Annotated in this window: 15 protein-coding genes; 3 read left to right on the top strand and 12 right to left on the bottom strand. The window is 64.5% G+C overall.

Translation table 11 applies throughout. The features are described from left to right. Positions 1–3: 3 nt before the first annotated feature. From V3C40_RS19110 to V3C40_RS19060, 11 genes are all read right to left on the bottom strand, one after another. A complete protein-coding gene (locus tag V3C40_RS19110) occupies positions 4–1350 on the bottom strand; it encodes a CpaF family protein (RefSeq protein WP_080698639.1) in 1347 nt (448 codons plus the stop codon). Between the two features lie 57 nt (positions 1351–1407). After that, the gene (locus V3C40_RS19105) at positions 1408–2577 is read right to left on the bottom strand and encodes an AAA family ATPase (RefSeq protein WP_034752983.1); all 1170 of its coding nucleotides are present in this window, start codon (positions 2575–2577) and stop codon (positions 1408–1410) included. 55 nt (positions 2578–2632) lie between these two features. After that, positions 2633–3241 (bottom strand): TadE/TadG family type IV pilus assembly protein, encoded by a 609-nt coding sequence (locus tag V3C40_RS19100; RefSeq protein WP_331778262.1) that lies wholly within the window; start codon positions 3239–3241, stop codon positions 2633–2635. Next, positions 3231–3713 carry a TadE/TadG family type IV pilus assembly protein gene (locus tag V3C40_RS19095; protein ID WP_331778261.1) on the bottom strand — a complete coding sequence of 161 codons (483 nt, stop codon included), beginning with the start codon at positions 3711–3713 and terminating at the stop codon, positions 3231–3233. Before V3C40_RS19095 ends, V3C40_RS19100 begins: the two co-directional genes overlap by 11 nt. Then, the gene (locus tag V3C40_RS19090) at positions 3710–5137 is read right to left on the bottom strand and encodes a pilus assembly protein TadG-related protein (protein WP_319992077.1); all 1428 of its coding nucleotides are present in this window, start codon (positions 5135–5137) and stop codon (positions 3710–3712) included. Before V3C40_RS19090 ends, V3C40_RS19095 begins: the two co-directional genes overlap by 4 nt. After that, entirely contained in the window at positions 5127–5429 is a 303-nt protein-coding gene (locus tag V3C40_RS19085) for a hypothetical protein (RefSeq protein WP_319992076.1), read from the bottom strand. Before V3C40_RS19085 ends, V3C40_RS19090 begins: the two co-directional genes overlap by 11 nt. 16 nt (positions 5430–5445) lie before the next feature. Further along, complete coding sequence (locus V3C40_RS19080; RefSeq protein ID WP_319992075.1) at positions 5446–6885, bottom strand: type II and III secretion system protein family protein; 1440 nt, start codon at positions 6883–6885, stop codon at positions 5446–5448. An 18-nt stretch (positions 6886–6903) separates the two neighbouring features. Beyond that, entirely contained in the window at positions 6904–7764 is an 861-nt protein-coding gene (gene cpaB, locus V3C40_RS19075) for a Flp pilus assembly protein CpaB (protein ID WP_219328506.1), read from the bottom strand. Then, positions 7761–9134, bottom strand: a complete 1374-nt coding sequence (locus V3C40_RS19070) for an ATP-binding protein (protein ID WP_219328507.1) — start codon at positions 9132–9134, stop codon at positions 7761–7763. Before V3C40_RS19070 ends, cpaB begins: the two co-directional genes overlap by 4 nt. Before the next feature lie 93 nt (positions 9135–9227). After that, positions 9228–9761 carry an A24 family peptidase gene (locus V3C40_RS19065; RefSeq protein WP_331778260.1) on the bottom strand — a complete coding sequence of 178 codons (534 nt, stop codon included), beginning with the start codon at positions 9759–9761 and terminating at the stop codon, positions 9228–9230. Between the two features lie 53 nt (positions 9762–9814). Then, on the bottom strand, positions 9815–9997 hold the full coding sequence (locus V3C40_RS19060) for a Flp family type IVb pilin (RefSeq protein ID WP_034752975.1): 183 nt from the start codon (positions 9995–9997) through the stop codon (positions 9815–9817). 481 nt (positions 9998–10478) lie between these two features. Here V3C40_RS19060 and V3C40_RS19055 point away from each other — a divergent pair, with 481 nt between their 5' ends. After that, positions 10479–11525, top strand: coding sequence for a GGDEF domain-containing protein (locus tag V3C40_RS19055; protein WP_034752974.1), 1047 nt, complete (start codon positions 10479–10481; stop codon positions 11523–11525). Here V3C40_RS19055 and V3C40_RS19050 read toward each other — a convergent pair. Continuing rightward, the gene (locus V3C40_RS19050) at positions 11522–12748 is read right to left on the bottom strand and encodes an HD-GYP domain-containing protein (protein WP_034752972.1); all 1227 of its coding nucleotides are present in this window, start codon (positions 12746–12748) and stop codon (positions 11522–11524) included. The two genes, V3C40_RS19055 and V3C40_RS19050, sit on opposite strands and share 4 nt — an antisense overlap. A 137-nt stretch (positions 12749–12885) precedes the next feature. On the opposite strand from V3C40_RS19050, the gene V3C40_RS19045 reads away from it, so the two are divergent. Then, entirely contained in the window at positions 12886–13827 is a 942-nt protein-coding gene (locus V3C40_RS19045) for a LysR substrate-binding domain-containing protein (RefSeq protein ID WP_034752970.1), read from the top strand. Positions 13828–14021: 194 nt separating this feature from the next. Next, positions 14022–17618 carry an indolepyruvate ferredoxin oxidoreductase family protein gene (locus V3C40_RS19040; protein WP_331778259.1) on the top strand — a complete coding sequence of 1199 codons (3597 nt, stop codon included), beginning with the start codon at positions 14022–14024 and terminating at the stop codon, positions 17616–17618. Positions 17619–17647: the final 29 nt, after the last annotated feature.

Here is a 17647-nt window from a genome sequence, read left to right as displayed (position 1 = left end):
TCCTTACTCGTAGATGCGGTCGGGGTCGAACACGCTATCTGGCACGGGCGCGCCGAACATGCGCAGCCGTTCCGTAAAGCGCGGCCGCACGCCCGTGGCGCAGAAGTGGCCCTGCACCTTGCCGTCGGCATCGACGCCCGTCTGCTCGAAGCGGAAGATTTCATGCATGGCGATGATGTCGCCTTCCATGCCCGTCACTTCCTGCAGGCTGACCAGCTTGCGCGCGCCGTCCGTCAGGCGCGACACTTGCATCACCACCGTCACGGCCGAACAGATCTGCTGGCGCGTGGCGCGCGGCGTCAGGTTCACGTTGGCCATGCCGACCATGTTTTCCAGCCGCGCCAGCGCGTCGCGCGCCGTGTTCGAGTGGATGGTCGCCAGCGAGCCTTCATGGCCCGTGTTCATCGCCTGCAGCATGTCGAGCGCCTCGGCGCCTCGCACCTCGCCCAGGATGATGCGGTCGGGCCGCATGCGCAGCGCATTGCGCACCAGCGCGCGCTGGCTCACTTCGCCCTTGCCCTCGATATTCGGCGGACGCGTTTCCAGGCGCACCACGTGCGGCTGGCGCAGCGCCAGTTCGGCCGCATCCTCGATGGTGACGATGCGCTCGCTGCCGGGAATGAAGCCGGACAGCACGTTGAGCAAGGTCGTCTTGCCGCTGCCCGTGCCGCCCGAGATCAGGATGTTGACCTTGGCTTGGCCCAGCGCCTGCAGCACCTGCACCATGGGCGGCGTCAGGCTTTTGTAATCGAGCAGGTTGGCGATGGTGAGCGGCTGCACGGCAAAGCGCCGGATCGACAGGATCGGTCCATCGACGGCCAGCGGCGGAATGATGGCGTTCACGCGCGAACCGTCAGGCAGGCGCGCGTCGACCATCGGGCTCGATTCGTCGACCCGCCGTCCCACGCGCGAGACGATCTTTTCGATGATCTTCATCAGGTGCGCATTGTCGTGGAAGGTCACGTCCGTCAACTGCAGCCGCCCGCCCCGTTCCACATACACCTTGTCGCAGGTATTGACGAGGATGTCGGACACGCTGGCATCGGCCAGCAGGGGTTCCAGCGGGCCAAAGCCCAGCATCTCGTGCTGGATGTCGAGCACCAGGCTATGCCGCTCATGCTGGTTCAGCACGATGCGCTCTTCCTCGATCACGCGCTGCACCAGCAGCGCCAGTTCGTGCTTGAACTGCTCCGCCGTCAGGCGTTTTAACCGTTCCAGGTCGATACGGTCGAGTATCGTCTGGTGCATGGTTTTTTTCAGTTCCTGGTAGGCGTGCAGCGCCAGCGCGCCTTGTCCATTCGTGGCGGGGCGCACCGTTTCATTCGCCGCCAGGCGTTCGCGTAAAGTCATCTCGGCTCCCATGATGGCTCCCGGCGGGAGCCTTGACATCGTTCATCGGCGACCGCGTCAAGCCTCGCTACGGCTGAACAAGCGGTCGAACAGGCCGCGGCTTTCCGTCACGCGGCGCGCCGTCACCAGTTCCACCAGTTCGGCCAGGCTGCGCGCCACGGCGCTGGTGCGCGACAGCTGCAGCAGCGGAATGCCCTGGTTGACGGAGTCTGTGGCGGCGATGTAATCGTTGGGCACCGTGTGCACCACTTCCGCGCCCAGCGCCTGTTCCAGGTCCGCCAAGCGCAGCCGACCGCCCTTCTCATAGCGGTTGACGATCAGGCGCAGGCGCTCGCCCGGATAGCCGAGCGAACGGAAAATGTCGAGCAGGCGGCGCCCGTCGCGGATATCGGGCAAGGCCAGCTGCAGCACCGGATAGATGGCGTCGGCGTTGTCGAGCGCGCGCAGCGACAGCGCATCAATCTGGCGCCCCACGTCGAGCACGATGTAGTCGTAGTGCTGGCGCGCCACGGCCAGGATGCGGTCCATGTGCTCGGGCTGCATGTCGACCTTGTGCGACGGGTCATCGGCCGCCGCCAGCACGCCGAAGTTCGGCGTCACGTGCACCAGGCACGAGGCAAGGAAGGCGCCGTCCATGCGCGCGATCTGCGCGCAGATGTCGGACAGGGTCATGGCCGGCTTCTGGTCCGACACGTACAAGGTGGCGTCGCCGAACTGGCCGTGCAGGTCGATCAGCAGCACCTTGCAGCCGGCCAGGCTGGCCAGCGCATAGGAAAAATTCGTCGACAGGAAGGTGGCGCCGCTGCCGCCCTTGCACGAGATGAAGGCGAGGACTTTACCGTCGCGCATCTGCGTCACGCCGGCCTGGATATCGACCCTGTCCATCGCCTCGTGAAAGGCCTTGTGCACCAGCGGCAGCTGCAGCACTTCGCGCATGCCGGCGCGCATGGCGCGTATCAGCACATCCTGCTGCTGGCCGCGCGTGAGCAGCATCAGCACGGCCAGCGGATACTGGCGCGCCAGGCGCTCGAGCAGGTCGGCTTCATCGGCATCGATGCCGCTGGCGTCGACGATCACCAGTTCCGGCGCTTCCGGCAGCATGCGCTCGACGGCGTCGCGCAGGCCGCTGCGCCGTTCCAGCAGCCGCAGCACGGGCATGCGGGCCGCCCCCTGCGCGGCAATTTCGTCGTGCAAGCTGGCGTCGCGGCTAATCATCAAGGCTTTCATCGCACTTCCTCGCTTCTTTCAGGTCTACACATTCGGCTGCGCCGTCAAGTGGCGCTCAGGGACAAAAACCGGGATTGTCCGGATAGCCCAGCGACTCGGCCACCGCCATGGTGGCGCCGTTGGGCAGGCGCACGGCGCCTGCTCCGGAGGGAAACATCACGTTCAGCAGCGGCAGGATGGGCCGGTATGGCACGCTCTCGCAACGCCCGCCGTCGCCAGGCACGCACAGGCGTGCGCGCACGAAACGGATGCAGCTGGCGCCATGCGGGTCGTCCAGGCAATTGATGCGGTTACGCTGCGGGCAGCCCGGCATCACCGTTACCGGCACGGCCGCCAGCGCGGCGCCGCTGCTCGACTGCGACAGATAATCAATGCGCACATACGCGTCGCTGATACCGTCGCCCAGCGGCAGCACGCCCGGCGCGGCGCGCAGCACGGCATGCGTGCGCACGGCCTGCAGCGCGCTTGCATTGCTGAAATCGGTGACGGCCGCGCCGCGCGCGGCACGCCGGGTAATCTCGTACACCATATTCCATAGGTACACGGCGCGCGCCAATTCCAGCATGGCGAACAGGAAGAGAAAGAACAACAGCGCCAGCATGGCGAACTCGACGGCAAAAACACCGCCCTGGCGCTGGCGGCGCAGGCGCAGGTTAATTGACATAGCGCAATGTCGCGTTGGAACGCAAGGGGATCGGCGCCAGCTGCGGCAGCCACGCGCGCGTCAGGTCTGGCAGGAAGACGATGGGCATGTCCACCGACACCTTGATATGCACCTGCTGCGGCGGCGTCCCGTAATTGCCGCAGTTGTAGGAATCGTCGGCATAGGTACAGTCCACGCTGACCCGGACGGACTCCATGGTGGGCCAGCTTTCCGCCATCGCCTCGACCACCATCTGCCGCGAAAATGCGACGCCCTGGGTCGCCGTGCCGATACTGGCCATCTGCGACAGCGGCATGGTCGCCAGGTAGCGCGCCGCATCGTGCGTACTTTTCTGCAGGGCCGTGTACACCAGCAGCGCGCGGCCGAACAGCAGCACGAAGGGCAACAGGCCCATGAAAAACAGCATGATCAGCGCCAGCTCGATGGCGGCGACACCATGCTGGCGGCGTGGCGCGCGGCAGGGCGGCCTCATTGCAGCAACTCCGCGGGGCCCATCAGCGCGCCCTCGGCCGCCAGGCCGTCAAATTCGGCGCTCAGCACGCCATTGGTGGCCGGCGCCGTCATGAAGAAGCGGCCGATGCCGCGCACTTGCGCCAGCACGTCGCTGCCGGCCGGCAGCGGGCAGGCCAGCAAGGGAATATGCAGCAGGCGCCGTTGTGCCACGCCCGTGTTGCCGGTCGGTGCCGTCTGGAATCCCAGCGTCTGGTATGGCGGCGTGGCAGGATAGCCGGACTTGGCGGCCGGCGCGGCGGGCAGGGCCGGATACAGCTTGCTCCAGTCGCTGGTGGCAAACGGCAGATAGCCGCCGGCCGGCTTCACGCTGCTGTACTTGACCGCCCTGCCAAACGACCACAGCGGCCCATAACTGCCGACGGCGGGCGGCGTCGCGTTCGATTCCGGATCGGCCACGGACAGCAGCGGATTGCCGGTGCTCAGGGCGCTCGGCGCGTCAGGCGTGTTCGTCATCCACCAGTTCGCGGCCGCATTCGGATAGGCGCGGATATTCGTGTCGGGCGGCGACGTGACGGGATGGCAGCCGCTGCCCGCGTGCAGGTTGAAGCGTGCGTTGAAGGCCGGCCACAAGGTGGCGGGAAACGGCCGGTGCACGTGCACTTGCGCGCTGCCGATGCGCGGGTACAGCACCGTGCCGCTGCACACAAACGGCAACACGCTGGTCTCGCCGACCTGCAGCGACGGTCCCACCACACCCGGCTGGCCCAGGGGATTGAGCACGAAATGTTCGGCCGCCGGGCCGTTCGGATTGAGTTTCAACAGGTTATACGCCACGCCGCGGCGAAAGCCATATTCCAGCAGCTCGACGGCCGGCAGCAGCGCCGCATTCGTGCGCGCACTGGCCGCGCTGGCCGACAGTGCGCAAACGGCCAGCGGCGTCAGGTTCAGACTGGTACGTCCCGCCACGGCGCGCGCGCCCGTGTCCAGGGTGCGCAGCGCCGGCGACCAGGCGCCCAGGAACGCCGTCGCCACCCGCCCCAGCGACGGCTCATTGGCCTGCGTATCGATGCGCACGAACAGCGCCGTGGCCGCATCGGGCACGGCGCCCGCCGCATGCCATTCGCTGGCGGGCGCGTCGGGCACGCTGGCGAAGCGGATGCTGGCGTCCGACAGGATCGCGCCCTGCATGCGGCGCCGCCACGCGCTCTTGTCGGCCGCGCTGCTCTTGGCCTTCGTCACGGCAGCAAGCAAGCCTTCGGGCGTGCCCACCAGTTCCGCAGCCGCCGCCAGCGCCGCGTTGTCGGCCAGGTTCTGCAATTCCGTCTTGCGGCCGATGACCTGGCCCACGTCGAGCGCCAGGCCGATAAAACCCAGCACCAGGATGAGCAGGATGGAAAAGGCGATCAGCATCGCCCCGCGCTGGCCTTGGCGTCTATTTGCCATTGCCGCCTCCCAGCATGAACTGCACCGGCTGCGGCGCCTGGCCGTTCGGTTCGACGAACGAGGCGCGGTAGCGCTGCATGACGGCGTGCGCGCTGGGCCCGTCCAGGCCGTCGGCAGGCTGGCGATTGCCCGCGCTGGCCGGATCGCGCACCTGCTGCGTCATGGCCAGGCGCACGGCGTCGCCGAAGCGCGGGTCCAGCTGTGGCGTGCTGCTGTGCGCGCAGGCGGCCAGCAGCATGGCCAGGGCGAGGGCGGCCAGGCGCCGCAGCAATATCAGGAGCGAGTTCGGCATGGCGTGTCTCCCCGTCTCATTTCAACTCGAAGCCGTTGGCCGCGCGCGGTGGCGGCACGGACGGCGGCGCCAGCGGCAAGGTGCCTTCCATCTTGCCGCGCAACATCAAGTCCGTGCGCGAGGGTGGCGCCAGCTGCGCCGTCGGCAGCACGGCGTCCGCCGGCAACGGTTTCACCAGGTGCGCGGTAATGACGAACAACAATTCCGTGCGGTCATGCTGGAAGTCCGTGCTGCGAAACAGCGCGCCGAGGATGGGCAGCTCGCTGAGCCACGGCACGCCCGTGATGTTGCTCACCTGGTTGTTCTTGATCAAGCCGCCGATGGCGTAGCTCTGGCCGTCGTACAGCTGCACCGTGGTCGAGGCGCGCCGCGTGGTAATCACGGGCAAAATGGAGCGCCCGCTGACGCCGGCGGCGGAAATGCCCACCCCCTCGCGCGACAGTTCCGACACTTCCGGCGCCACCTTCAAATTGATGCGCCCGCCCGACAGCACGGTGGGCGTAAAACGCAGGCCGACGCCATACTCGCGCTCTTCCAAGGTGATCTTGTTGTTGTCCTGGCCGACGGGAATGAAGATCTTGCCGCCGGCCAGAAAACTGCCCTCCTGCCCGCTGATCGCCATCACGGTCGGCTCGGCCAGGATGCGCACCAGGCCATCCTGTTTCTGCGCCTCGATGGTCAGCTGCTGGCCATTCGACTTGCGCACGTCGAGCAAGCCATTGGCCGTGCCGCTCAGGAAATTCGACAGCAAGGTGGTGGCCCAGCTGCCGGACGCGAAGCGCAAGGTGGCGCCCACTTCCAGCCGCTCCAGCAGCGACTTCGACACTTCGGCGATCTGCACGGCCAGCATCACCTGCTGCGGCGCGCTGACGTCAAGCATATTGATGATGCGGCTGTTTGCACCACCCGCGCCGCCAGCGGGCACCGTGGCGGCAGCCGGCATGGCGGCGCCGTCGGCGGGCTTGGGCAGCGCCAGCGGTGCGGTAGCGCGGCGCACATACGCGTGCGCCAGCTCGGTGGCGCGCAGCACGGCACCAGCGTCCTGCACCGTGCCCGACAGCACCAGGGTGTCGGCCACGGCCGTGACGCGAATGGCTTTTTCTTCCGGCATCAGGGCCGCCAGGGTCGTTTGCAAGCCGGACGGATCCATGCTGACGCTGACGTTCACCACGCTGCACACGCCGCTGCGTCCCTGGATGATCATATTCGTGCTGCCCACGTCGACACCGACCACATATAAAGTGTCGGGCGCGACCAGCATGGCTTGCAGCATGGCCGGATTGCCGACACTGCGGGCCAGCACCGCCTCGGGCAGGCGCAACATGCTCGACTTGCCCACCTGCAGCTGCAAGTTGCCGGGCGTCGCCGCTTCGCCGCCGCAGCGGGGACCAGGATCGGCTGCCGCGCCGGCAAGCGGCAACAGCAGGCAGCACAGTGTCAGCAGGGCGCGGTTCATGAGCGTGTCCATGGTTGGCTAAAAACATTCGCGCGACTGGCGCGTCCCATCGATGACGGTGCTGCACTGGCGCTGTGGTTCCGGCGGCGCCTTCGCCACGCGCACCGGACGCGGCGCCACGGCCAGCACGGGGGCGGCGGCAGGCACGGGAGCAGGCTCGGCGTCGTGCGGTCCGCCCAGCAAGGTCAGCTTGGTCGCGCCCGCCGTCACGCCCGGCTGCGGATCGACCTGGTTGCGCAGCACCAGCGACAGGCTGCCCACGCTGCGCGCCAGGTCCAGGTTTTCCGCCTGTTCCGGCGTCACTTCCAGGGTCACCGCGTTGACCACGCGCGGCTTGGTCTCGTCGCGCCCCACTTCCTGCGCCACGGCCAGCACGAGGATGCGTTCGAGCACGATCTTGGAAATGTTGCGGCTTTGCGGAAACGCGCGGTCGCCGGCATCTTGCTGGGTACTGACGATGATGTCGACATAGTTGCCCGGCAAGGCGAAGCCGGCCACGCCGATCACGTCGTTGACGCGCACGGTGATGGCGCGCCGCCCTTCCGTGATCAGGGCCGACAGGCCACCCAGGGTGCCGACGGGGGCCAGCTTGGCCTCGCTCAGCGGCTCGCCGCGCAACACGCTGGTTTTCAGCACGCGTCCCGCCAGTTTTGCCGGGTCTTGCAGCGCGCCTTGCGGCAAGCTTTCCGCCGGCCACTCGGCCAGGCGCAGCATCTCGGGTGTCAGGCGCTGGCCCAGATTGACATCGGTGGAGGCGACGACGATCTTGCCCTTGCCGGCCGGCGTCTGGCGCAGCAGCCAGTGCGAGGCCAGCAGCACGGCCAGCAGACCCAGCACCACGGCCAGGACCATCATCAGGAGGGCGCGCCGGTTTTTCATGCGATACGCTCGCACAGGCTGGCGGCCGGCATGTCGCAGCTGGCAAACAGGCTGCTCCAGGCCTGCTCCAGGGCGGCCACCGTCAGGCGCGCTTCACAGCCGGCGAAGCCGGCGAAGTCGCCCATGCGCGCCAGCAATTCCTGCGGATAGCTGGCCAGCAAGGGCCGTCCCTGCGCGCCATGCAGCTGCAGCAAATGGTTGATAGCCATTTCGTCGATGGCCATACCGGCCAGCCGGCATTGCTGGCGGAACAGGGCGCGATAGGCGTTCTCGGCCAGCGGCCCCACCTGCACCTTGTAGCCGATGCGGCGCAGCAAGGCGGCGTCAAACAGCTCGCCCGGCGGCACGTTCGTGGCCAGCACAAGGGCATTGTCGAACGGCACGCTGATCTGCACGCCGCCGGGCAGGCCCAGCTGATCGCTGCCGCGCGCCAGCGGCTGCATCAGCCGCGTCAGCAATTCTTGCGCGCCCAGGCGCTGGCGGCCCAGGTCGTCGATGATCAGCATGCCGTTATTCGCCCGCACATGGGGCGGCGCCTGGTAGCAGCCGCCGCTGGCGTCATGGCGCAGTTCCAGCATGCCGGCGTCGAGCTCGGCGCCCACGTGGATCACGGGACGCTGGCACAGCACCCAGCGAATATCCGTGCTGCGGCGTTCCAGCGCCTGGCGCGCATGGCTGACGTGCTGCGGCGCGGGCGGCAGGTGCTGGGCCGGATCGTACAACTGGATGATGTCGTGGCCGACGACGATGGCGTAGGGCACGGCGACGAGGCCGTGCAGCAATTGTCCCAGCTGCAATGCCAGGGTGGACTTGCCGCTGCCGGGCGGACCGTACAGCAACAGCGAGCGCCCCGAATGCAGGGCCGCGCCGACCACGTCAAGCATGCCCGGCCCCGCATGGGCGCCACCGAGCACGGCGGCCAGGTCATCGCTGCCGACGCGCTGTTCCTGTGCCAGCCACGACTGGCGCGCCACCATGGCGCGGTACGCTTCCAGGGTGACGGGCGCGGCGCCGATATACGCGCAGCGTTCGAGGAAGGTGCTGGCGCGCTGCTTGCCGGCGCTCGTCAGCTGGTACTGCACATCGATATCGGATTCGCCGCGCCAGGCCACTTCGGCCATCTGCTCCGTCACCATGAAATCGAGCACTTCGCGCAAGACATTGATCGACAGGCGCAAGCGCGTCGTCAGCGCGGACAGGTGCGTCTTGCCGCCCACAAACATCAGCTTGGCGATCAGTTCGACGACCAGCGGCCGCTCGAGTCCCGTTTCACGCAAGCTCTTCGGCTGCGGCGGCAAGGGCGGCATCAGGTTCGTGTCGGCAGGGCGCGGCACGCTGTCGGTGCTCATGGAATAGTCGACCTCGGTCATGCTGCGTCTCCAAGCCGGTTAGGACTGCATTGAACAGAATTCATTCTAGCGAGCGAGGACTGGCGTCCATTGATTCAGAGCAATGAATGCCAATCAGAAATAATTCCGCCCTTGCACCACTAGGCAGCCCAGGGCGACGGCCAGTCCGTACGGCATGTTGCCCACGCTGGCGCCGCTGCCCAGCGCGCTTGGCGCCAGCGGAATGCCGGCCATGCGCGCGATCATCGGCCACATCAGCTGGCGCAGATTGCCGAGGCAAACGCGCCACTTGCCCTGCCAGGTGATCATCAGCACGGCCATCACGCCGCCCAGGACAAATGTGGCAAAACAGATCTGCAGCACGGGCCAGGGACCGACAAAGGCGCCCACCATGGCGATCAGCTTGACGTCGCCGGCGGCCATGCCGCGCAGCACGTACAAGGGTAAAAAGAGGAAAAAACCCGTTGCCATGCCGCCCAGCACCAGTTGCGGCACGCGGTGTGGACACAGCCACAAATGCAGCGCCAGCGCGGCGAGCATGCCCGCCAGCACCAGCCAATTCGGAATCTTGCGTTGGATCAAATCACTGACGGCGGCCCCCGTCACAAAGCACAGCAGCAGCAGGTCGCACAAGGCAGTTGCAGGCATGGCACACCTCCCGAAAAAAACCCGCCACTGGCCGGCCAGCGGCGGGCACCCGCTTAGGGCGTCAACACCAGGTTCGACGAAATATCGGTGAGGACGGCCAGCAAGTTGGTCTTGATCAGCAAGAAACCGGCCGTGATGGCGGTAGCCATCAACGCCGCGATCAGGCCGTATTCGATTGCCGTAATGCCATCCTCATCCTTGACAAACTGCTGTACTGCCGACAGGAAGGTATGCATGACAAGCTCCCAAAAGTGAATCACAAGTCCCTGGCGCAATCGGGTGGGAAACATTGCCCTTTCCTGCTAATATGTTTCCTGCCGTAAATTTCTGCGCCATTACATTGACTATAAAGCGTCCACGTTTTGGCAAATTGACGCGCCACAAGTTTCCACATGGAAATTATCAAACTCTGGTGAAATGGCGGCTGGCGCAAACAAATGTTGCGATCCGGATTGAAAGCCTGCGTCAGGGCAAGTTTTTTGCAATGCAGTGCATGAATCTCATGTATTTACATGAAATATTGCATACGTTAATTGCCTATTAGGCAAAAAGACATTATCCTGCTTAGCTCTTCTTTGGAAAGGCCTCTCGCCCGGCGGTACAGAGCGTCATGCCACCAAATAAATCTTGGCTTCTTGTAGACGGACGCGAACATGCTCTTGCTTGATGCAATGCTGGTATGACGACACTTGTGTGACCACTTTCCAGAGATCGACAATGGATTCCCTACTGAAACACATGGTGGACATGACCGGGCACCGCGACCACACGATGCTCGACATCTCCGTGATCTCGGCGGTCCAGGAACTCGCTGCCGCGTCGCAGACCCGTGTGTTGGCGCTGACCACCGTGCGTGGCCAGGTGTTCGTGCGGTCGCGGGCCATCATCGTGGCGGGCAGCGTAGCCCGCATGGAAGAGCATAACGACCCGACCCTGCCAGGCGAACCGCTGTCCGACTACCCGGCTCTGGCCGCCTGCATCAAGCGCCATGAAGCGAGCGCCGACACTCTGTGCGCGGACGGCCGCCACCTGCTGTGGCTGCCCATCTGGATCGGCGACCAGGTCACCACCTGCCTGGAAATCACCAATCCCACGCCGTATACGGGCGCCACCATCCAGGTGATCGGCGGCATCGTCAGCGTGTACCGCAATTTCCAGAACCTGCTCGACTACAGCGAACGCGATTCGCTCACCGGCTTGTTGAACCGCAAGACCTTCGACGACCAGCTGGCGAAAATCCTGCACAGCCGCGGCGAACCGGAAGCGGAAAAGCCGCGTCCCGTCGATGAAGAGCGGCGCCACCATACGGACACGGAACGGCAATGGCTGGCCGTGATCGACGTCGATCATTTCAAGCTGGTCAACGATAAATTTGGCCACCTGTATGGCGATGAAGTGCTGATCCTGATCGCCAACCAGCTGCAATCGTCGTTCCGCTCGCAAGACCGCATCTTCCGCTTCGGCGGCGAGGAATTCGTCGTGCTGCTGCGCTCGATCACCCTGGAAAATGCGCAGAAAATCATCGACCGCTTCCGCACCAATGTCGAAGCGCACGACTTCCCGCAAGTGGGCAGAGTGACCGTCAGCGTGGGCTTCGTCAGCATCAACGCCTACGAAGCGCCCGTCATCATCCTCGGCCGCGCCGACCAGGCCTTGTATTACGCCAAGAGCCATGGCCGCAATCTGGCGTGCCACTACGACGAACTGGTGGCAAAAGGCTTGCTGACAACCATTACCTCGAACGATACGGCAGAGTTTTTCTAAGCGTCTGCAAGGGAAAGAAAACGCATGGGATCGACTTGCCACTTGGCGGCCGACTCATGGCCGACGATCTTGTCGGCGCCGCCGAAGCCGAAGCCGCGCGACAGGTCGACCGTTTCCGGCTTGATGTAGGTCTTGCTCTTCGTACTGAAAAACACATTGACCTTCGGCGCCAGCAGATTGCTTTCGTGCGCCTCGATGACGACGGCCAGACGGCCCGATTCCAGCATCACCATGGTGCCCACCGGATAAATTCCCACGCAGCGCATGAAATCCTGCGCGAACACGGGATTGAAGTGGAATTTGCTCCACTCATAGATCTTGCGCAAGGCTTCGGCGGCGGGAATACCCTTGTGATAGCTGCGGTCCGACGTCAGCGCGTCATATACGTCGACGATGGCGGCCATCTGCGCCAGTTCGCTGATGGCGTCGCCGGCCAGCTGGTCCGGGTAGCCGCTGCCGTCGCGCCGTTCGTGATGGTGCAAGGTAATGTCGAGGGGAATGGCGCCCACCTCGGGCGACTGGCGCAGGATGTCGTAGCCGTCGCGCGGATGGCGCTTGATCTGGATAAACTCTTCCGAGCTCAGGGGGCCCGGCTTGTTCAGCACGCTATCGGGCACCAGCGCCTTGCCCGTGTCGTGCAGCAAGCCGCCGAGACCGGCCTGGTGCGTGGTGGCCGCATCGATGCCGCGCGAGCGGCAAAACGCCACCAGCAGCGCGCACACGCTGACGGAATGCAGGAAGGTGTAGTCATCCTTGCTCTTGATACGCAACAAGCCGACGAGGGCGCCGGGATTGCGCAGGATCGATTCGGTAATATCCTGCACCGTGTGCTGCACGCGGTCGAGCTCGACCGCCTTGCCCAGGCGCACATCAGCCATCACCGTGCGCACCAGGCTGGCCGCCTGCCGCCGCACCTGCGTGGCGCGCGCCAGTTCCATGCCCAGCGATACGCGCGTGACCACTTGCGGCGGCGTGGCGATCTGCACCAGTTCGCGTTCCGTGTCAGCCTGCGCCTGCGCCACCGTGGGCGCGTCCTGCACGTCGAGGCCCTTGCCGCTGTCGATCACCACGTCGTGGATGCCGGCCTGCACGATCTTGCGGATTTCATCGTCGCTGCGCAACAGGAAACGGTTGCGCACGAATGGATGCGTCATCCAGTCGCAGCTGAGGTCATGAATGTACATGCCCACTTTTAATTGAGACGAATCAACTTTCTTGAGCATGCTGTCATCCCACAAATACGCGGCTGGAACACCGAAGGCGTTAGAATGAGTATAACAAAATTGTTATTCTGCTGGCCGCGTTCGGCGCTGCGGCGCAATATGCTGCTTTTCCGCTCAACGCACCGCTTTTGGGACCCATGGAACTGCGCCAATTACGCTACTTTGTTGCCATCGTCGACCACGGCTCGCTGTCGCGCGCGGCCCTGATCCTGCACGTGGCGCAGCCGGCCCTGACGCAGCAGCTGCGCCAGCTGGAAGAGGAATTGGGCGTACAGCTGCTGCACCGCTCGGCCCAGGGCGTGCTCAGCACGGACGCGGGCAAGGTGTTTTACGAACATGCGCAAGCGATCCTGAAACAGGTGGCCGACGCCCGCTCGGCCGTCACGCAAAGCGCCACGCGGCCGTCCGGCAACGTCACCCTGGGTTTGCCGCACAGCATATCGGGCGCGCTGGCCCTGCCTCTGCTGCTGGCCGCGCGCGAGCGCTACCCTGAAATCACCCTGCAACTGACGGAAGAAATCACGGGCAACCTCAATGAACAGCTCAAATCGGGACGCATCAACCTGGCCGTGCTGTTCGACGATGGCCAGCTGACCCCGTTTGCCTGCAGTCCCCTGGTGGAAGAAGAGATGCGTTTCATCTGCCGCAGCGATTCGCCGTTCGCGCCCGCAGGCTCGGCGCTGTCGTTCCCGCAGGCATTGAGCGCCACCCTGATCCTGCCGGGTCTGCAGCATGGCGTGCGCCCGCGCATCGACAGCCGCGCCCGCGAACTGGGCCTCGAGACGGCGAACGTGATCGAGATCAACTCGATCGCCATCCTGAAATCGGCCATCCTGGCCGGTATGGGCGCCACCATCCTGCCCGCCGCGCCCCTGCTGGCCGAACTCGACAGCGGCGCCATGCGCAGCTACGCCATCCACAGCCCCGTCCTGTCGCGCACGGTGGCCCTGTGCGCCTCGAAAAACATTCCCCTGACGAATGCCGGCAATGCCGTGAAGAACCTCGTGCTGCAAGTGGCCGCCGAGCTGTGCGGCAGCGGGCGCTGGGTGGGGGCGCATGTGCTCTCGCCCATGGCATAAGTATTTCTTATACCCCCATCGGCAAACCATATTTGCCCCTTCCCCATGGTCGTTCTACACTGACCACATTAACTATTTTAAATTTAAAATAGTTATGTGCCGCCCACACGCGGCCATCCCGTCTGCACAGCGCGCGCCTTACCGGGCGCGTCCCTTGTACAGCCGTCAGCTGAAACACCCTTTTGGAGACAGCCATGTCCGTGACCACGGAAAACGGCTCCGCAGCGTTCGCTAGAAACGCCGGTGCCGCGCCATCTACACCCCCCGACACTTCCCGTTTGACCACCGTCAGCCTCGACGACAAATATACGGCCACTTCCGGCGCCATCTTCCTGTCCGGCATCCAGGCCCTCGTACGTCTGCCCATGATGCAGCGCCTGCGCGACCAGGCTGCTGGCCTCAACACGGCCGGTTTCATCTCCGGCTACCGCGGTTCGCCCTTGGGCGGCCTCGACGAGAACCTGTGGAAAGCCAAGAAACAGCTGGAAGCGCACCACGTGCAGTTCGTGCCCGGCGTCAATGAAGACCTGGCCGCGACCGCCGTCTGGGGTTCGCAGCAGGTCGACCTGATCGGCCCGGCCAAGTACGACGGCGTGTTCGCCATGTGGTACGGCAAGGGCCCTGGTGTGGACCGCTGCGGCGATGTCTTCAAGCACATGAACCATGCGGGCACAGCCAAGCTAGGCGGCGTGCTGTTGGTGGCTGGCGACGACCATGGCGCCTATTCGTCGACTCTGCCGCACCAGTCCGACCACCTGTTTTCCGCCTCGATGATCCCCGTCCTGTATCCATGCAATGTGCAGGAATACCTGGACCTCGGTATCCACGGCTGGGCCATGTCGCGCTTTTCCGGCTGCACGGTGGCCTTCAAGGCACTGGCCGACACGGTCGAATCGTCGGCCTCCATCGATGCCGACCCGTTCCGCGTGGAAGTGAAAATTCCGCAAGATTTCCAGATGCCCGAAGGCGGCCTGAACGCCCGCCTGTCGAGCATCCCGCTGGGCCAGCAGGCGCGCAATCAGGAAGCGCTGATGCAGGATTACAAGATCTATGCGGCTCTCGCTTACGCGCGCGAAAACAAGCTCAACCACACCACCATCGACAGCCCGAACGCCAAGCTGGGCATCATCGCTTCCGGCAAATCCTACCTGGACGTGCTGGAAGCGCTGGAAGAGCTGGGCATCGACGAGCAAATGGCGGCCGACGTCGGCATGCGGCTGTTCAAGGTGGCCATGCCGTGGCCGCTGGAACCGGACAGCGTGCGCGAATTCGCACAAGGCCTCGATGAAATCCTCGTTGTCGAAGAAAAACGGCAAATCGTCGAATACCAATTAAAAGAGCAGTTGTACAACTGGCGCGACGACGTGCGCCCACGCGTGATCGGCAAGTTCGACGAAAAAGGCGAATGGGTGGCGCCACGCGGCGAATGGCTGCTGACCTCGAAGGCGGATTTTTCCGTCTCGCAAGTGGCGCGTGTCATCGCCAGCCGCATCGCGCGCCTGATTTCCGACCCCGTCACGTGCGACCTGATCAAGGCGAGATTAAGTTTCCTCGACGCCAAGGATGCGGTCCTGAAAAAGGCCGTGAACACGCCGTTCCGCCCCGCGTTCTACTGCTCCGGCTGCCCGCACAACACCTCGACCAAGGTCCCCGACGGCAGTCTGGCGCTGGCCGGCATCGGCTGCCACGTGATGGCCACGTCGATCTACCCGGAAATGAACAAGCTGACCACGCACATGGGCGGCGAAGGCGCGCCGTGGATAGGGCAAGCCGCGTTCTCGGAATTGCCGCACGTGTTCCAGAACTTGGGCGACGGCACGTATTTTCATTCCGGCTATCTGGCCATCCGCGCCGCGCAGGCGGCCAAGGTCAACATCACTTACAAGATTCTGTACAACGACGCCGTCGCCATGACGGGCGGCCAGCCCGTGGACGGCCTCATCACCGTGCCGATGATGGCGCAGCAGGTGGCGGCCGAAGGCATCGCCCGCATTGCGCTGGTGACGGAAGACCTGAGCCGCTACAGCGACCGCAGCAACCTGCCCGCCCACCTGACCTTGCACGACCGCAAGGACATGGATGCCGTGCAGCGCGAATTGCGCGAAGTGCAAGGCGTATCCGTACTGATCTACGACCAGACGTGCGCGGCAGAGAAACGCCGGCGCCGCAAAAAAGGCGAGTATCCAGACATAGCCAAGCGCATGGTCATCAACGACGCCGTCTGCGAAGGCTGCGGCGACTGCGGCGTGCAGTCGAACTGCGTGTCGATCTTGCCGAAAGAGACGGAATTTGGCCGCAAGCGCACCATCGACCAATCCTCGTGCAACAAGGATTACTCGTGCGCCAAGGGTTTCTGCCCCAGCTTCGTCACTGTCGAAGGCGGCAGCCTGAAGAAGACCAAGACGGGCGCGAGCAAAGCGGGCGAGACGGACAACTTCGGCCCGCTGCCGGAACCCGTCCTGCCCGCTTGCGACGCACCGTACAACATCCTCATCAACGGCATCGGCGGCACCGGTGTCATCACCGTCGGCGCCCTGATGGGCATGGCGGCGCACCTGGAAGGCAAGGGAGCGTCCGTGCTGGACATGACGGGTATGTCGCAAAAGAACGGTTCCGTCACCTCGCACGTGAAAATCGCCAAATCCCCCGCGCACATCCGCGCCCAGCGCATCGCCACGGGCGAAGCGGATCTGATCCTGGGCTGCGACATGCTGACGGCCGGGGCGCAGGATGCCGTGTCGAAAATGCGTCCGGGCCGCAGCCTGGCCGTCGTCAATCTGCACGAGCAGCCGCCGGGCACGTTTGCGCAGAATGCGGACTGGCAATATCCGACGGCGGAAGTGCGCCAGCTGATCGAGGAATCCGTCGGCGGTGCCGATGCGGCCGACTTCATCGACGCCACCAAACTGGCCACCGCGCTGATGGGCGACTCGATTGCCGCCAACTTGTTCATGCTCGGCTACGCCTGGCAAAAGGGCCGTATCCCGTTGACGGAAGCGGCCTTGCTGCGCGCCATTGAACTCAATGGCGTGGGCATCGAATCGAACAAGAAGAGTTTCCTGTGGGGCCGCCGCGCCGCCGTCGACGTGCGCAAGGTGACGCAAATCGCCACGCCAGCGCAAGCGATCATCGTGCAAATGCCGCAAAGCCTCGACAGCGTCATCAAGAAGCGCCTGGAATTCCTCACGGCCTACCAGAACGCCGCGTATGCGGATGGTTATGCGGCCTTGGTGAAACAGGTGCGCGACCGCGAAAACACCCTGGGGCTGGGACAGAAACTGTCGACCGCCGTGGCGAAAAGCTATTTCAAATTGCTGGCCTACAAGGATGAATACGAAGTGGCGCGCCTGTACACGGATGGCCGTTTCGTGGAGCAATTGCAGCAGCAGTTCGAAGGGAATTTCTCCGTCAAATTCAACCTGGCGCCGCCGCTGTTCGCGAAAAAAGATGCGAAAGGGCATCTGGTGAAAGCGGAGTTCGGTTCCTGGATGTGGCGCGCCTTCAAGCTGCTGGCCAAAGCCAAGGGCTTGCGCGGCGGCACTTTCGACCTCTTCGGTTATACGGCCGAGCGCAAGATGGAACGCGCGCTGATCGTCGAATACCGCGAACTGCTGGCCGGCCTGCTGGTCAACCTGACGGCGGAGAACCTGTCTACCTGCGTGGAACTGGCCTCCCTGCCCGAGAAAATCCGCGGCTTCGGCCACGTCAAGGAAGCGGCAGTCGATACTTACCGCAAGGATAAGGCGAGACTATTGGCCGTGCTGGCGGATGGAAGCAAGCACGCGGCATAAAAGACAACGCAGAGCCTCGGCTCTGCGTT

The sequence above is a fragment of the Janthinobacterium sp. LS2A genome (assembly GCF_036543145.1).
Taxonomy (GTDB): domain Bacteria; phylum Pseudomonadota; class Gammaproteobacteria; order Burkholderiales; family Burkholderiaceae_D; genus Janthinobacterium; species Janthinobacterium aestuarii.
The sequence above is the reverse complement of the archived record's forward strand: the minus strand, read 5'-3'. Positions and strand labels throughout refer to the sequence as shown.

Excerpts from the sequence above, each read along its gene's own strand:
- V3C40_RS19090 (WP_319992077.1), bottom strand. The coding sequence starts at position 5,137 with ATGGCAAATAGACGCCAAGGCCAGCGCGGGGCGATGCTGATCGCCTTT.
- V3C40_RS19045 (WP_034752970.1), top strand. The coding sequence starts at position 12,886 with ATGGAACTGCGCCAATTACGCTACTTTGTTGCCATCGTCGACCACGGC.
- V3C40_RS19100 (WP_331778262.1), bottom strand. The coding sequence starts at position 3,241 with ATGTCAATTAACCTGCGCCTGCGCCGCCAGCGCCAGGGCGGTGTTTTT.
- V3C40_RS19110 (WP_080698639.1), bottom strand. The coding sequence starts at position 1,350 with ATGACTTTACGCGAACGCCTGGCGGCGAATGAAACGGTGCGCCCCGCC.
- V3C40_RS19060 (WP_034752975.1), bottom strand. The coding sequence starts at position 9,997 with ATGCATACCTTCCTGTCGGCAGTACAGCAGTTTGTCAAGGATGAGGAT.
- V3C40_RS19055 (WP_034752974.1), top strand. The coding sequence starts at position 10,479 with ATGGATTCCCTACTGAAACACATGGTGGACATGACCGGGCACCGCGAC.
- V3C40_RS19065 (WP_331778260.1), bottom strand. The coding sequence starts at position 9,761 with ATGCCTGCAACTGCCTTGTGCGACCTGCTGCTGCTGTGCTTTGTGACG.
- cpaB (WP_219328506.1), bottom strand. The coding sequence starts at position 7,764 with ATGAAAAACCGGCGCGCCCTCCTGATGATGGTCCTGGCCGTGGTGCTG.
- V3C40_RS19080 (WP_319992075.1), bottom strand. The coding sequence starts at position 6,885 with ATGAACCGCGCCCTGCTGACACTGTGCTGCCTGCTGTTGCCGCTTGCC.
- V3C40_RS19085 (WP_319992076.1), bottom strand. The coding sequence starts at position 5,429 with ATGCCGAACTCGCTCCTGATATTGCTGCGGCGCCTGGCCGCCCTCGCC.
- V3C40_RS19105 (WP_034752983.1), bottom strand. The coding sequence starts at position 2,577 with ATGAAAGCCTTGATGATTAGCCGCGACGCCAGCTTGCACGACGAAATT.
- V3C40_RS19095 (WP_331778261.1), bottom strand. The coding sequence starts at position 3,713 with ATGAGGCCGCCCTGCCGCGCGCCACGCCGCCAGCATGGTGTCGCCGCC.
- V3C40_RS19040 (WP_331778259.1), top strand. The coding sequence starts at position 14,022 with ATGTCCGTGACCACGGAAAACGGCTCCGCAGCGTTCGCTAGAAACGCC.
- V3C40_RS19050 (WP_034752972.1), bottom strand. The coding sequence starts at position 12,748 with ATGCTCAAGAAAGTTGATTCGTCTCAATTAAAAGTGGGCATGTACATT.
- V3C40_RS19070 (WP_219328507.1), bottom strand. The coding sequence starts at position 9,134 with ATGACCGAGGTCGACTATTCCATGAGCACCGACAGCGTGCCGCGCCCT.